The following is a 12,842-nucleotide window of genomic DNA, read 5'->3' on the forward strand; positions in this document are numbered from 1 at the left end:
GTGAAAATGCGCTGCGGTCACTGTATGGCGCCCGGCCCTGCAGCGGGTTCGGAAACCGATGAAGGCCCGGCCACCCAGCCCCGCAGCGGCTGCCAGGCCCTTGAAAAGGCCGCGCCAGGCCCGCGCCCGCTTCACCGTGCAGGCCATCTACGACGCCTTTGTTCGGATTTGGCAGCGCGACGGCTGGGACAAGCTCACCACGCGCAACGTGGCGCTGGAAACCGGCATCGCCGTGGGCACGCTCTACGACTACTTCCCCAACAAGACCGCCCTGCTCTCGGGCTATGTGCGCCACTGCCTCGAAGCCCTGCTCGCCGCCATCGACCGCGAGGCCGTGCAGCCCGCCGATCTGCGCTGGGAGGAGCGCATCCACCACCTGGTGCGCCTGGTCTGCGGCGTGGATGCGCCCGAGCTGCCGACCTTCCACCCCGACATGCTGGCGCTGGAAAGTGCCATGGCCGAGCCGCACCACCACCGCCGCGCGCACGAGGAACTGGCCGCTGCCTGGGGCCGTGTGTTCACCGCCTGCACCGATCTGCCCCGCCCACTGGCGCTGGGGCTTGCACAGGCACTGCACCTTTCGGCCTGGGGCGGGCGACGCTATGTGCTGCTGCTCCAGCTCGACCCCGTGCAGATGCGCCAATGGGCCGATGGCGTGGAGCAGTTGTGCTGCGCGGCCATCCTGCAGGCGGCGGACCCGCCGCGCTGAACCTGTCACCTGCGCGGCTGCTGCGCTTGGCCTGGCACTCCACACTGGCGCCCTCACAGAAGAAGGAGCACCCCATGGACCCGAAGGACAAGGTCATCATCGTCACCGGCGGCGCCAGCGGCATCGGCCGCAGCATCGCGCGGCGTTTTGCACAGGAAGGTGCCCGGGCCGTGGTCGTGGCCGACCTGCACCTGGACCCAGCCCAGGCCGTGGCCGACGAGATCGGTGGCCTGGCCGTGCGCTGTGACGTTGCGCGCGAGGCCGATATAAAGGCCCTGGTGGCCACCACGCGCGAGCGCTACGGCCGCGTGGACGCCTACATCTCCAACGCCGGCATCCTGGGTCGCCCGGGCGGCATCGAGCTCGAAGACCCGCTGTGGGACGCCATGTGGAACATCCACGGCATGGCCCACGTGTGGGCGGCCCGCGCCGTCGTGCCCGAGATGGTGGAGCGCGGCGAGGGTTTCTTCCTCATCACGGCCTCGGCCGCCGGGCTGCTGACCATCGTTGAATCCGCCCCCTATGCCGTCACCAAGCATGCGGCCGTGGCCTTTGCCGAGTGGCTGCGCATTGCCTATGGCCGCAAGGGCGTGGGCGTCGCCTGCCTGTGCCCGCAGTCGGTGCAGACCGCCATGGTCACGGGCGATGGCGGCTCGGCCTCGCACGACGGCATCCTGCCGCCCGAGCAGGTGGCGGGCGACGTGCTGGCCGCCATGCAGGACGGGCGCTTCCTGGTGCTGCCCCACCCCGAGGTGGCGCAGTACTTCCGCAACAAGGGCCAGGACTACGAGCGCTGGCTGGGCGGCATGCAGAAGATGTATGCGCGCCACACCCAGGCACAGACGGCCTGAGGCAGGGCCGCAGGGGGACCGGGCGCCGGCCCGGTAAAATCGGCAGATCCGGGCGCCCCATGGGCCGCCCCACCGACTGCCGCAGCGTGCGCGCTGCCCACCCCTCTCCTGGAATTCCCCTGTGTCCTACGCCCCCGAAACCCGGCGCCGCCGCACCTTTGCCATCATTTCCCACCCCGACGCGGGCAAGACCACGCTGACCGAAAAGCTGCTGCTGTTCTCGGGCGCGATCCAGATCGCCGGCGCCGTCAAGGGGCGCAAGGCCAGCCGCCATGCCACCTCGGACTGGATGGAGATCGAAAAGCAGCGCGGCATCTCGGTGGCCTCCTCGGTCATGCAGATGCTGTACCGCGAGCACGTGATCAACCTGCTCGACACGCCCGGCCACAAGGACTTCTCGGAAGACACCTACCGCGTGCTCACCGCCGTGGATTCGGCGCTGATGGTGATCGACGCGGCCAACGGCGTGGAAGCGCAGACGCGCCGCCTGATCGAGGTCTGCCGCCAGCGCGACACGCCCATCATCACCTTCGTGAACAAGATGGACCGCGAAGTGCGCGACCCGCTGGACATCATGGACGAAGTCGAGCGCGAGCTGGGCATGCCCTGCTGCCCCATGACCTGGCCCGTGGGCCAGGGCAAGGCCTTCGGCGGCATCATCAACCTGCGCAACAAGACCATGACGGTGTTCGAGTCTGGCAGCGAGCGCCGCCCGCAGGATTTCGAGGCCATCCCGCTGTCCGACGAAACCACGCTGCGTGCGCGCTTCGGCGCCGAGTTCGATGCCGCGCTCGAAAGCATGGAGCTGGCCGTGGGCGCATCGCCCGCATGGGACCACGAGGCCTTCCTGGCCGGCAAGCTGACGCCCGTGTTCTTCGGCTCCGGGGTGAACAACTTCGGCGTGATGGAAGTGCTCGACGCCCTGGTGGACATGGCCCCGCCCCCGGGCCCGCGCGTGAGCACGCTGCAGGTGAACAAGCAGCCCGTGGTAAAGACCATCCAGCCCGAGGACGAGGGCTTTGCCGGCGTGGTCTTCAAGGTGCAGGCCAACATGGACGCCAACCACCGCGACCGCATCGCCTTCGTGCGCGTGGCCTCGGGCAAGTACATGCCGGGCATGAAGCTCAAGGTGCAGCGCAGCGCCAAGGAGCTGCGCCCCACCTCGGTAGTGACTTTCATGTCCCAGCGCCGCGAAGCGGTCGAAGAGGCCTATGCGGGCGACATCATCGGCTTCACCACGCACGGCGGTGTGCAGTTGGGCGATACCATCACCGATGGCGCCAACCTGCAGTTCACCGGCCTGCCCTTCTTCGCGCCCGAAATGTTCATGACCGTGGTGCTCAAGAACCCGCTGCGCACCAAGCAGCTGCAGCAGGGCCTGGCCCAGCTGGGCGAGGAAGGCGCCATCCAGGTCTTCAAGCCCGATGCCGGCGGCAACATGCTGCTCGGGGCCGTGGGCCAGTTGCAGTTCGAAGTGGTGCAGCACCGCCTCAAGGCCGAGTACGACGCCGACGTGCGTCTCGAAGGCTGCCAGTACACCGGCGCCCGCTGGATCACCGCCGACAGCCCGGCCGACCTGCGCGCCTTCACCGACGCCTACCCGCTGCGCCTGGCGCACGATGCGGCCGACACGCTGGCCTACCTGTGCACCTCGCCCTACGACGTGCGGCTGGCGCAGGAACGTTTTCCCAAGATCCACTTCCACCCGCTGCGCGAACACGCCGGGCTGAGCCTGGGCAACGCGAGCTGAGCCTCTTCCTCCCGCCATCTCCCGGCCATCGTCCCTCCCATGCGGCACGCCCAGCCCCCGATAGCACGGCCTGCGCTCCGTGGGAGGGCGGCAGGCCTGCTGCGGCGGTTCATGCTGGTGGTCGCACTGGGACTGGGCTGCACCCTGGCCGTGGCAGACCCGCCCCGCAGCGGCGCCAGGCAGCCCGCCGCGCCACGCGCGGAAATCCCGCTCGTCCAGGACATTCTGAACATGCCGGTCGGCGACCCGCCCGTCGAGTCCATGCACTGGCCCCAGGCGCTGGAGGCATTGGGCCGCCCCCCGCGAAGCCGCCGCCCTGCGCCAGGCCCTGCTGCTGCGCTGGCTGGCCAGCCTGCAACCGGCAGGCAATTTCGCCCCGACGACCGAAACCCTGGGCCAGGCCATCGCGTCCGTCGGCTCACCAGACAGCACGGCCCGCGCCCGCGACGCCAAGGCCTGGTGGAACGCCCTGCTGGCCCGCCAGCTGCGCATCGCACTGCCCGAGGCCAGCGTGCCCTTGCCTGACGAGATCGGCAGCCTGCGGGAACGCCTGGTGAGCCTGCGCCCCGGCGTCTGGGCACTGCGCGACAACGCCAGGGCACCCACCGCCAGCCCGACCCCCGGCGTGGCACCAGCACCCGGCGTCTTCGCCCTGGTGGAACTGCGCAACACCGGCAGCAGGGCGCTGGCCCTGGAAGCATTCGATCTGGAACTGCTGCCGGAGCGTGCTGCGGCCCAGGCCGCCACACCCGCCTGGTCGATGGCCTGCGAGACTCCCCGCTACCAGGCCAAAGCACCCCTGGCACCCGACAAGGCCCTGCCCTATCTGTGCCGCGGTCCGGCGCTGCAAGCTGCCGCAGGGGATGCGGGCGCCGTGCTCCTCGCCGCCCAGCAGCAGGGGCGGCTGCGCATCCGGTCCGACGCGCTCGACCGGGAATCCGAGCGGAGCGCGATCGTTACCGCGCTCGCGCAGCCCAGGCAGGACGCGCTGCGCAGTTTTCTGGCCGCCAATGCGTCGTGCGAGCAACGCGGAACCTGCGCCGCACAAGCCCGCGAGACCCGGGCGCGCGCGGCCAAGGCGGCCTCCGCCAACCAGGCCCGCGAGCGCGAGCGCTGGGCCGCCCTGCAATGGTGGGGGGCCCTCCTCGCCGGTGCTGCGGTGTATGTCGCCATGGCCCGCTACATCAGCGTAGCGGCCGCCTCGGTCGCCCTGTTCATTGCGCTGGCCATCCCGGCCTACCAGGTCTTCCAGTCGGCGCGGACCATGAACACGGCCGACAATTGGGGCGGTTTTGTCGTGATCCCGATGATGGGCCTGGCCATCCTGGTCCCCATCGTGGTGCCGCCCATTGCAGCCTGGATCTACCGCACCGCCACCAACCGCCAGGACCGCCGCCGGACCCTTCTGTCGATCGGCTACGTGGTGGTCACGGTCCTCGGCTTCGCCTTGATCCACCGCATCCTGGACCTGCTGTTCTGACCCGGCTACGCCGGTCCCATTTTTTGCCCCCGCCTTCATGCATCCCCTGACCCACTGGCATATCGCAGCCACCCCTCCCCTGCTCGGTGTCTTCACCGACATCGACGACACGCTGACTACTGACGGTGCGATCACGCCCGACGCCCTGCAGGCGCTGGGCGCGCTGCGGGCCGCCGGCCTGCACGTGATCCCCATCACCGGCCGGCCGGTCGGCTGGAGCGAGCCCTTCGCGCTGAGCTGGCCCGTGGACGCCATCGTGGCCGAGAACGGCGCCGTCGCCCTGCGCCGCGTGGACGGCCCTGCGGGCCAAACCCTGGCCAAGACCTACCAGCAGGACGGACCCACCCGCCAGGCCAACTACGCACGCATGCAGGAGGTCCTGGCACAGGTGGAGCGCGAGGTGCCGGGGGCCAACCGTGCCACCGACTCCGCGGGGCGCGAGACCGACATCGCCATCGACCACAGCGAGTTCACCCAGTTGCCGCAGGACGCCATCGACGCCGCCGTGCAGCGCATGCGTGCTGCAGGCATGAACGCGACGGTGAGCAGCATCCACATCAATGGCTGGTTTGGCGCACACAACAAGCTCGAAGGAGCGCGCTGGATCGTGCGCGAGCTGTTCGGCCGTGACCTCGATGCCGAGATCGGCCGCTGGGTCTACGTGGGCGACTCGACCAATGACCAGCTCATGTTCCAGCACTTCCCGCACAGCGTGGGCGTGGCCAACATCGCGCGCTTCGTGCCACAACTGGCGCACCTGCCACGCTATGTGACCGAGGGCGAGCGCGGCGCCGGTTTCAGTGAAGTGGCGCAACGCGTCCTGGCGGGCATGCCCGCCACCGCTTGACGGCTCGCCAGCCCGCTGCGCACATGTCCCGGCGCAAGCCCTTCGCGATGGCGTGGCTCGCCGCAGGGGTGGTGGCCTGGTGCGTCTATCTGCTCACGGCCGGGCATGCGCCCACCCGCTTTTCTGTGCGCGCCGGCGGCCAGGAAGTACACGACCGCAGCACCGGCCTGACCTGGCGCCGCTGCGCCGAAGGCATGCAGTGGACCGGCGCAGGCTGCGCAGGCGAGCCCCAGGCCTTCACCCAGATCGAAGCGGCACAACACGCCGCTCAACAGGCCGGCTGGCGCCTGCCCACGGTGCGTGAACTGCACGCGCTGGTGGACGAGGCGCGCAGCCACCCCGCCATCGACACCCAGGCGTTTCCCGACACGCCTCCCACCTGGTTCTGGAGCGCGAGCCAGGCCAACAGCCGCATCACCCACGCCTGGCTGGTGCACTTCGGCGAAGGCCGGGCCAACATGGCGCTCAAGCTGAACCATATGCCAGCACGCCTCGTGCGCCCCTGAAAGATTTACAGGGTTTTGGTCAGCGAGACGATCACGCGCGATTGGTTGACGGGGCCGAAGAAGTCCTTCTTGGTGGCGCCCACCACGGCAGCGCCCAGCGACAGGCCCGAACCGAAGTCATAGGCACCGCCGACGCTGTAGTCCAGATAGTTGGGGGCAGCGATATCGCCACCAAAGCGCGTGTAGCCCACCGAGGCCTTGGCGGTGATCTTGGGCGCCACTTCCTGCGCGAACGCCAGGTTCAGGTAGCCGGTGTTGCGGCCCTTGAAGCCGGGACCGGCGTAGGCGAAGTAGTCCTTGGACAGGGTGTGCGAGTACTTGGCCGTCACCGGGCCGAAGGTGGCCGCGCCATAGACTTCGGTGGTGTTGCCGTTGCTGTTGCCGGGGTAGATGTAGGTCAGCAGGCCCACGTCCAGGTCCACCGAGCCGGCCTTGAACTTGTAGCCGCCATAGATGTCGGACTCGATGGAGTTGCCGGGCAGCCAGTCGACGCTGGAGTTCCAGTTGCCGACATAGAAACCGGACTCGCCGAAGGCGTAGTCGAAGCCGCCCTGGATCGCGGGCTTGATGGCCCGGGCCTTGGAGACATCCTGGTCCTGGCCACGAAACTTGTAGTTGGTGGTCAGGCTGACGTTGCCAGTCAGCTGGGCGCTGGCCAGCAGGGGAAACGCGGCCAGCAGGGCAACGGCGAAAGGGGTGCGGGGAAATTTCATGGATTGCAATCAAACGCAGATGGACAGGGGTTCGAGCGTAGGCAGGCGCCCATAAAGACCGCGTAAAAACTTCGGTGCCCAGCGTAAAGCTTTTGCCAGAAATGCCGCCCGGCGGCCCGCACGCATGCACCGGCACGCGGTGCAATGGCAAGATCATTGCCCGCCCCCCCAGCGCCTGGAGCCAACATGCTGATCAACTGCGTTGTCTACGAGAACGGAACCAAGCTCGCCGACATTCCCGTCAGCGAGATCGGCGACCACATCCACCTGCCCAACTGCTTCGTGTGGGTGGCCTTGCACGATGCCACGGAGCAGGAGCTGGCCGAGCTGCAGCAGGCCTTCCACCTGCATCCGCTGGCCATCGAAGATGCCCAGCATGGCCACCAACGGCCCAAGGTGGAGGAGTACGGCGACTCGCTCTTCGTGGTGCTGCACCTGCTGGAGATCGATGGCCTGAACGCCACGCCGCCGCGCATCGGCGAGCTCAATGTCTTTGTGGGCCACAACTACGTGATCTCCGTGCGCAACCGCAGCGAGCAAGGTTTTGTCGGCGTGCGCCAGCGCTGCGAGCGCGAGCCCGAACTGCTGGCCACCGGGCCGGGCTTCGTGCTGTATGCACTGATGGATGCGGTGGTGGACCGCTACTTTCCCATCATCGATGCGCTCGAAGTGGAGTTGGAGACCATCGAGCAGCAAATCTTCTCTTCCAAAGGCGAGGCGCGCGGCAGCGTCCAGCGCCTGTATGCGCTCAAGCAGCGGCTGACGGTGCTCAAGCATGTAGTGGCACCGCTGCTGGAAAGCGCGGGCAGGCTGCACGGCGGGCGCGTACCGCAACTGTGCAGCGCCTCGCAGGACTACTTCCGCGACGTGGTGGACCACCTGGGCCGCATCAACGCCTCCATCGACTCGATCCGCGATTCCATCGGCACCGCCATCCACGTCAACCTGTCGATGGTGACCATCGAGGACGGCGAGGTCGTCAAGCGCCTGGCCGCCTGGGCCAGCCTGTTCGCGGTGTGCACGGCCTTCGCCGGCATCTGGGGCATGAACTTCGAGCACATGCCCGAGCTCAAGTGGCGCTATGGCTATGCGGCGGCCCTGGCCGTCATCGGCAGCGCCTGCGGCTACCTGTACTACCGGTTCCGCAAGGCCGGCTGGCTCTGACCCTTTCCGCGCCAAGCGCGCAAGAAAGGGGCCGAAGCCGCCGCCTTCGGGTCAGGAGGGCTTGGCCAGACCAAGCTTCTCGACCAGCGCCTTCTCGCGTGCAAAGGTTTCCTGCGCAAACTTCTGGTAGGCCGAGGTACTCATGTACATGGGCACCATGTCGTAGCGGGCCAGGGCCGTGCGGTAGCTCTCCTGCTCCATGGCCTTCTTGAAGGCGTCGTGCAGGCGCTTGACCACTGCGTCGGGCGTGCCCTTGGGTGCGCCGATGCCGAACGGCGAGTTCTGCACCAGGTTGAGCCCCAGTTCCTTGAGCGTGGGCGCGTCGGGGAACTTGGCCAGGCGCTCGGCCCCCCAGGTGTTGAGCACGCGCAGCTTGCCCGCCTCGACCTGGGGCGCAAAACCCGTGGAGTCAGCCGCCGCCATGATCTGCCCGCCCAGGATGGACTGCATCAGGTCGGCGCTGCCCTTGTAGGGCACGTGCAGCAGCTCCAGCCCCAGTTGTTGGGCGATCAGTTCCATGGTCAGGTGCGGACTGGTCATGGTGCCGGTGGAGCCGTAGCTGAGCTTGCCGGGATTGGCCTTGGCCCAGGCGACAAAGTGCGTCCAGGTCTTGAGCTGCGAGTCGGCCGGAACCACCAGGCCGAAGGCGTAGCCCGTCACGTTGAGCACGTAGGCGATGTCCTTGACCGGGTCCCAGTTGATCTTGGTGGTGTAGGGCAGGCGGAACACGCCCAGGGGAATCTGCGCCACGGTGTAGCCGTCGGGCGCCGCGCTCTGCAATTGCTGCGCCGGCAGCGTGCCGCCGGCGCCGGGCTTGTTTTCCACGATCACGGGCTGGCCCAGGATCTTGCCCGCATTGTCGGCCAGGGAGCGCATGGTGATGTCGGTAGGGCCGCCCGCCGGGAAGGCGATCACGAGCTTGATCGGCTTGTTCGGAAAGCTCTGGGCGCGGGCCAGCAAAGAGGCGGGCGCGGCCACTGCGGCGGCACCCCACTGGATGATCTGGCGGCGGCGTTGCATGGTGGGATCCTTGGAAGACATAGATCCCTGCATTGGACTGCAGTCCCGCCTGAATGGGCATGCAGGAAACTCCCTAGCCCCTGTCGCCAAGGAGGCATCTCCTTGTCTGGCTCAGGCCTTGTAGGTCGACAGCAGGATGCTGGTCTCGGTGTTGCCGATGCCCGGCGTGAGGCGGATGCGCCCCAGCGCCATGTCGAAGGCCTCCAGGCTCTCGGCCCGCACCTCGGCCACGATGTCCCAGCGGCCGTTGGTGCTGTGCAAGGTGCCCACCGTGGGCTCGCCGCGCAGCGCGCGGATGACCTCGGGAGCGGCATTGCCCTCCACCGCGATGCTCATCCAGGCGCGTATGCGCTGGGGTTCCGAATCGGGGCGCAGGCGCACGGTGTAGCCCGTGATCACGCCGCTGTCCTCCATCTTGCGCAGGCGGTTCTGCACGGTGCCACGCGATACACGCAGCTTCTGCGCGAGCACGGCCACGGGGGTGCGGGCATCGGCGCGCAGGATGCCGATGATTTCGCGGTCGGTGTCGTCGAGATTGATCATAGTGATTTATTCAGTTGGTCTTAGTGCTAATTTTCAGCACATTTTGATCTGTCCTGCCGCTTTTCAATGGCGATGGCTGTGCAGAAAATTCCTGGCTTGCCCTGTCTTCCCCACCCACCGCCCTATGCCACACCCTTCTGCCCAGGCCCCAGCCGCCGTCGTGATGGTGCGCCCGCACCGCTTCCATCCCAATCCCGAAACCCGCGCCGACAACGCCTTTCAATCCCCCGCAGCGGACCCGCCCGACGCCATCGCGCAACAGGCCCATGCCGAAGTGACGGCCGCAGCCGCCCAATTGCAGGCGGCCGGCGTGCGCGTACACCTGTTCGAGGATGCGGGCGAATGCGATACGCCGGATGCGGTGTTCCCCAACAACTGGTTTTCAACCCATGCGGGCGGGCATGTGGCCCTGTACCCGATGTGTGCCGTGAGCCGCCGGCGCGAGCGGCGCGCCGACGTGATCGAGATGCTCAAGGCTGAATACCGCGTGCAGGATGTGATCGACTACTCGGGCCTGGAGGCAGATGGCATGTTCCTGGAAGGCACCGGTGCCATGGTGCTCGACCACGTCGCGCGCGTGGCGTACACCGCCCGGTCGAACCGCGCCGATCCGGTGGCGCTGGAGCGCTTTTGCACCCACTTCAACTACGAGCCCATGGCCTTTGCCACGGCCGATGCGCAAGGCCGGCCGTGCTACCACACCAACGTGATGCTGTGCATTGGCACCGACTTCGCGCTGGGTGGCTTTGACCTGATCAGCGATCCGGCACGCCGGCAGGCCGTGCGCGAGCGCCTTGCCGAGTCGGGCCGCGCGCTGGTGGAACTGAGCGCGCACCAGATCGGCGAATTCGCAGGCAACGCGCTGGAGCTTGCAGGCACCCAGGGCAGGGTGCTGGCCCTTTCAGCGCGCGCAGCGGCCAGCCTCACCGCCGGGCAGAAGGCCGTGATCGGGCGCAGCGCCGCCCTGCTGCCTTTGACCGTGCCCACCATCGAGCTCGCGGGGGGATCGGTGCGCTGCATGCTGGCAGGCATCCACCTGGCGCGCAGGGGTTGATTCCCTGAAAACCGTGGGGCGTCTTCAGCGCGGCGGAATGTCGGCGTCCAGTTGCGCGTCACAGCCCACCCCGGCGGCAATCGAGCGCCGGGCCCAGGCGGCCATGGCCCGCACCAGCCAGGGGTGGGTGAGGCCGGTCACCCCGCCCGGGTCGGCCAGCATGCCGCACAGGTAGCGACCCTCGCCGTCGCTCCAGCGCAATGCGGCGCACGCACCGGTGCGCCGGCGCGACACCAGCACCCCCAGAGGACAGGGCTCCGCCAGGCAGCACAGGCCGCAGCCATTGCAGGGCGCGCCCTGTGCCGGCTTGGGAGGCGCCTCGGGGTGCAGCCACACGACCTGGGGCGATGGCGAAGGGGACGGGGGCGGCATGGGGATGGCGGGGCGGGAGAAAGCCACTCCATTGTGACGGCACCCCAGAAAAAAGAGGCCCCATCCATCACCAGGATGGACGGGGCCAATGACCGGAGGGAGGGGACTCGCCGGCCGAGGGGGGAAACAGGTGGGGGGACAGCGGTATGCGCCGTCGGGGGCTCAGCAGCCCAGTGGGCGGTTGGGGCGCATGGGAACTACGCCGCTGACCCGCAGGGTGTTGCCGGACTCGTCGGTGGCCGTGAGCGTCTTGCTGGTCAGGCGCACCTGGTTGCCGTCGCGCGCGACCACCGTGTCCACCGTGTCGCCGTTGCTGTATTCCTTGCCGGCGAAGGTCACGAAGATCTGGTGCAGGCCGGTGGCATCCGGGCGGTAGCGCACGTCGCCAAAGGCCGTTTCGCTAGAGCCGACCTTGTTCGCGCCATCGAAGCGGAAGGTACACAACTCGGGCACGGAACCAATGGGATTCTTCTTGTCGACCTCGGTGAGGTTGAGCGCGCCATTGCCGTACACGCCGTTGAGCCCAGGCAGGGTGGCATTGGTCACCGTGAGCACGCCCGGTTCGTTGCTGGGCGTCGGGTCGTCGTTGTTGCCCCCACCGCAGGCGACGAGCAACGCGCTGGCGGCGGCAATGGCGGAACAGGTCTTGAGCAGGGAGTTCATGGCGATCTTCTTGGGTTGTGTAGGGGTAGTCGCATCGTAGGAGCCGGTTCCCGCCGATGGCGTGCGCCAACACCCCTGCCGCGCGTAGGACCGGCGCCTACATGGCCATCACGCGCTCGCCGTTCGCAAAAAAGCCCGCTTCCCAGGGGGTAGCGGGCTGAAGAACCGGTCGGAGACTGAAGACCGGCCGAGGGGGAATAAGGCGAATGCCGGTGTGCGCAGGAGCTGGGTGCGCCCCAGTGTCAGCAATTGGCATTGCGGGTGGCGTGCAGGGGGATGATGGCCGTCAGCTTCAGGGTGTCGGTCGATCCATCGGTGGCCCCCATGGTCTTGCTGGTGAAGCGCACCAGGTTGCCGCTGCGGTCCACCAGGGTGTCTACGGAGTCCAGGCTGGCGTATTCCTTGCCGTTGAAGGTCAGGAACGCGAAATACAGGCCTGTGGCCGAGGGGCGGTAGGTGATCTTGCCGGAGGCGGTAGGAACCGCCTGGGCGCCTGCCGCGGGGGCTGCGCCGGTGAGCGAGACCGGAGCGGTGATGTTGCCCACCACAGCGGCCTGCGTAGTGGAGGTGCCGACAATGGACACGGGCGTGGTCGTTGTGCCGACCGTGGCGGTTCCGGTGCTGGTGGCGACGGCGGCGGGATCCACCTTGTCGGCACCCATGAACTTGTAGGCGCAGGTGGCGGGCTTGCCGCCCATCGCTTCCTGGTAGTACACCTCGGTCAGCGTGAGCTGCCCGCTGCCGTAGACGCCGTTGAGGCTGGGGACGGTGGCATCGGTCACGGTCAGGACACCGGGCTCGGTGCTGGGATCGGGGTCGGCGGCGAGGGCGATTTCGCTGCTGCTGGTGCTGCTGAAACTGCCGCTACCGCCGCCACCGCCACCACCGCCGCAAGCGGTGAGCAGTACGGATACGAGGGCCAGGGCAGTCAGGGTTTTGGTGTTTGAGGTCATGGCAGTAGGCGGGTAGTTAGGGGGTGGATCAGGGCTTTTGGGCTTGGCGCCTATCCGCCGTTACCCATGAAACGAAGAGTAGGTTTTCCGCCTTCTTCGCCACGTGCGCCGAGTTCCGCGCCTGCCGTAGGACGTCACCCAACCCACACGTGGGCCCTGCCCTTGTCTCCTGTCCCCATCCCAGCCCCCGCCTCAGAGGCCCGCGCACTGTCCCCTC

General features: G+C 67.9%; 14 protein-coding genes. 8 read left to right on the forward strand and 6 right to left on the reverse strand.

Going from position 1 to position 12,842, the window contains the following annotated elements; all coding sequences use genetic code 11:
• Nucleotides 1–58: 58 nt before the first annotated feature.
• From AC0IZS_RS04775 to AC0IZS_RS04800, 6 genes are all read left to right on the forward strand, one after another.
• The gene (locus AC0IZS_RS04775; protein WP_471634599.1) at nt 59–709 is read left to right on the forward strand and encodes a TetR/AcrR family transcriptional regulator; all 651 of its coding nucleotides are present in this window, start codon (nt 59–61) and stop codon (nt 707–709) included.
• A gap of 74 nt (nt 710–783) precedes the next feature.
• Nucleotides 784–1,560, forward strand: a complete 777-nt coding sequence (locus AC0IZS_RS04780) for an SDR family oxidoreductase (RefSeq protein WP_471634600.1) — start codon at nt 784–786, stop codon at nt 1,558–1,560.
• Nucleotides 1,561–1,681: 121 nt separating this feature from the next.
• Entirely contained in the window at nt 1,682–3,310 is a 1,629-nt protein-coding gene (locus tag AC0IZS_RS04785; protein WP_471634601.1) for a peptide chain release factor 3, read from the forward strand.
• 511 nt (nt 3,311–3,821) lie between these two features.
• Entirely contained in the window at nt 3,822–4,790 is a 969-nt protein-coding gene (locus tag AC0IZS_RS04790) for a hypothetical protein (RefSeq protein WP_471634602.1), read from the forward strand.
• 37 nt (nt 4,791–4,827) lie between these two features.
• Nucleotides 4,828–5,637, forward strand: a complete 810-nt coding sequence (locus AC0IZS_RS04795) for an HAD-IIB family hydrolase (protein ID WP_471634603.1) — start codon at nt 4,828–4,830, stop codon at nt 5,635–5,637.
• 23 nt (nt 5,638–5,660) lie between these two features.
• On the forward strand, nt 5,661–6,143 hold the full coding sequence (locus tag AC0IZS_RS04800; RefSeq protein WP_471634604.1) for an Lcl C-terminal domain-containing protein: 483 nt from the start codon (nt 5,661–5,663) through the stop codon (nt 6,141–6,143).
• Nucleotides 6,144–6,148: 5 nt separating this feature from the next.
• On the opposite strand, the gene AC0IZS_RS04805 is transcribed toward AC0IZS_RS04800, so the two are convergent.
• Nucleotides 6,149–6,856, reverse strand: coding sequence for a TorF family putative porin (locus AC0IZS_RS04805; protein WP_471634605.1), 708 nt, complete (start codon nt 6,854–6,856; stop codon nt 6,149–6,151).
• A 186-nt stretch (nt 6,857–7,042) separates the two neighbouring features.
• On the opposite strand from AC0IZS_RS04805, the gene AC0IZS_RS04810 reads away from it, so the two are divergent.
• A complete protein-coding gene (locus AC0IZS_RS04810; RefSeq protein ID WP_471634606.1) occupies nt 7,043–8,020 on the forward strand; it encodes a magnesium and cobalt transport protein CorA in 978 nt (325 codons plus the stop codon).
• Between the two features lie 51 nt (nt 8,021–8,071).
• Here the strand turns inward: AC0IZS_RS04810 and AC0IZS_RS04815 are convergent, their stop codons facing one another.
• Both AC0IZS_RS04815 and AC0IZS_RS04820 read right to left on the reverse strand, forming a co-directional pair.
• Entirely contained in the window at nt 8,072–9,040 is a 969-nt protein-coding gene (locus AC0IZS_RS04815; RefSeq protein WP_471634607.1) for a tripartite tricarboxylate transporter substrate binding protein, read from the reverse strand.
• A 111-nt stretch (nt 9,041–9,151) separates the two neighbouring features.
• Nucleotides 9,152–9,583: an Lrp/AsnC family transcriptional regulator gene (locus tag AC0IZS_RS04820; RefSeq protein WP_471634608.1), complete on the reverse strand. Its 432-nt coding sequence runs from the start codon at nt 9,581–9,583 to the stop codon at nt 9,152–9,154.
• A 124-nt stretch (nt 9,584–9,707) separates the two neighbouring features.
• On the opposite strand from AC0IZS_RS04820, the gene ctlX reads away from it, so the two are divergent.
• Entirely contained in the window at nt 9,708–10,637 is a 930-nt protein-coding gene (gene ctlX / locus AC0IZS_RS04825; RefSeq protein ID WP_471634609.1) for a citrulline utilization hydrolase CtlX, read from the forward strand.
• A 24-nt stretch (nt 10,638–10,661) separates the two neighbouring features.
• Here the strand turns inward: ctlX and AC0IZS_RS04830 are convergent, their stop codons facing one another.
• The 3 genes from AC0IZS_RS04830 to AC0IZS_RS04840 form a co-directional block, all read right to left on the reverse strand.
• A complete protein-coding gene (locus AC0IZS_RS04830) occupies nt 10,662–11,009 on the reverse strand; it encodes a hypothetical protein (RefSeq protein WP_471634610.1) in 348 nt (115 codons plus the stop codon).
• 162 nt (nt 11,010–11,171) lie between these two features.
• Nucleotides 11,172–11,672, reverse strand: coding sequence for a hypothetical protein (locus tag AC0IZS_RS04835; protein ID WP_471634611.1), 501 nt, complete (start codon nt 11,670–11,672; stop codon nt 11,172–11,174).
• A gap of 242 nt (nt 11,673–11,914) precedes the next feature.
• Nucleotides 11,915–12,625 (reverse strand): hypothetical protein, encoded by a 711-nt coding sequence (locus tag AC0IZS_RS04840; RefSeq protein WP_471634612.1) that lies wholly within the window; start codon nt 12,623–12,625, stop codon nt 11,915–11,917.
• Between the last annotated feature and the right edge of the window lie 217 nt (nt 12,626–12,842).

It is taken from the genome of Acidovorax sp. AC410 (assembly GCF_979253235.1).

Bases quoted from the DNA above. Each gene is read 5' to 3' on its own strand.
- AC0IZS_RS04775 (WP_471634599.1), top strand. From the start codon at position 59: ATGAAGGCCCGGCCACCCAGCCCCGCAGCGGCTGCCAGGCCCTTGAAA.
- AC0IZS_RS04780 (WP_471634600.1), top strand. From the start codon at position 784: ATGGACCCGAAGGACAAGGTCATCATCGTCACCGGCGGCGCCAGCGGC.
- AC0IZS_RS04795 (WP_471634603.1), top strand. From the start codon at position 4,828: ATGCATCCCCTGACCCACTGGCATATCGCAGCCACCCCTCCCCTGCTC.
- AC0IZS_RS04800 (WP_471634604.1), top strand. From the start codon at position 5,661: ATGTCCCGGCGCAAGCCCTTCGCGATGGCGTGGCTCGCCGCAGGGGTG.
- AC0IZS_RS04805 (WP_471634605.1), bottom strand. From the start codon at position 6,856: ATGAAATTTCCCCGCACCCCTTTCGCCGTTGCCCTGCTGGCCGCGTTT.
- AC0IZS_RS04810 (WP_471634606.1), top strand. From the start codon at position 7,043: ATGCTGATCAACTGCGTTGTCTACGAGAACGGAACCAAGCTCGCCGAC.
- AC0IZS_RS04815 (WP_471634607.1), bottom strand. From the start codon at position 9,040: ATGCAACGCCGCCGCCAGATCATCCAGTGGGGTGCCGCCGCAGTGGCC.
- AC0IZS_RS04820 (WP_471634608.1), bottom strand. From the start codon at position 9,583: ATGATCAATCTCGACGACACCGACCGCGAAATCATCGGCATCCTGCGC.
- ctlX (WP_471634609.1), top strand. From the start codon at position 9,708: ATGCCACACCCTTCTGCCCAGGCCCCAGCCGCCGTCGTGATGGTGCGC.
- AC0IZS_RS04830 (WP_471634610.1), bottom strand. From the start codon at position 11,009: ATGCCGCCCCCGTCCCCTTCGCCATCGCCCCAGGTCGTGTGGCTGCAC.
- AC0IZS_RS04835 (WP_471634611.1), bottom strand. From the start codon at position 11,672: ATGAACTCCCTGCTCAAGACCTGTTCCGCCATTGCCGCCGCCAGCGCG.
- AC0IZS_RS04840 (WP_471634612.1), bottom strand. From the start codon at position 12,625: ATGACCTCAAACACCAAAACCCTGACTGCCCTGGCCCTCGTATCCGTA.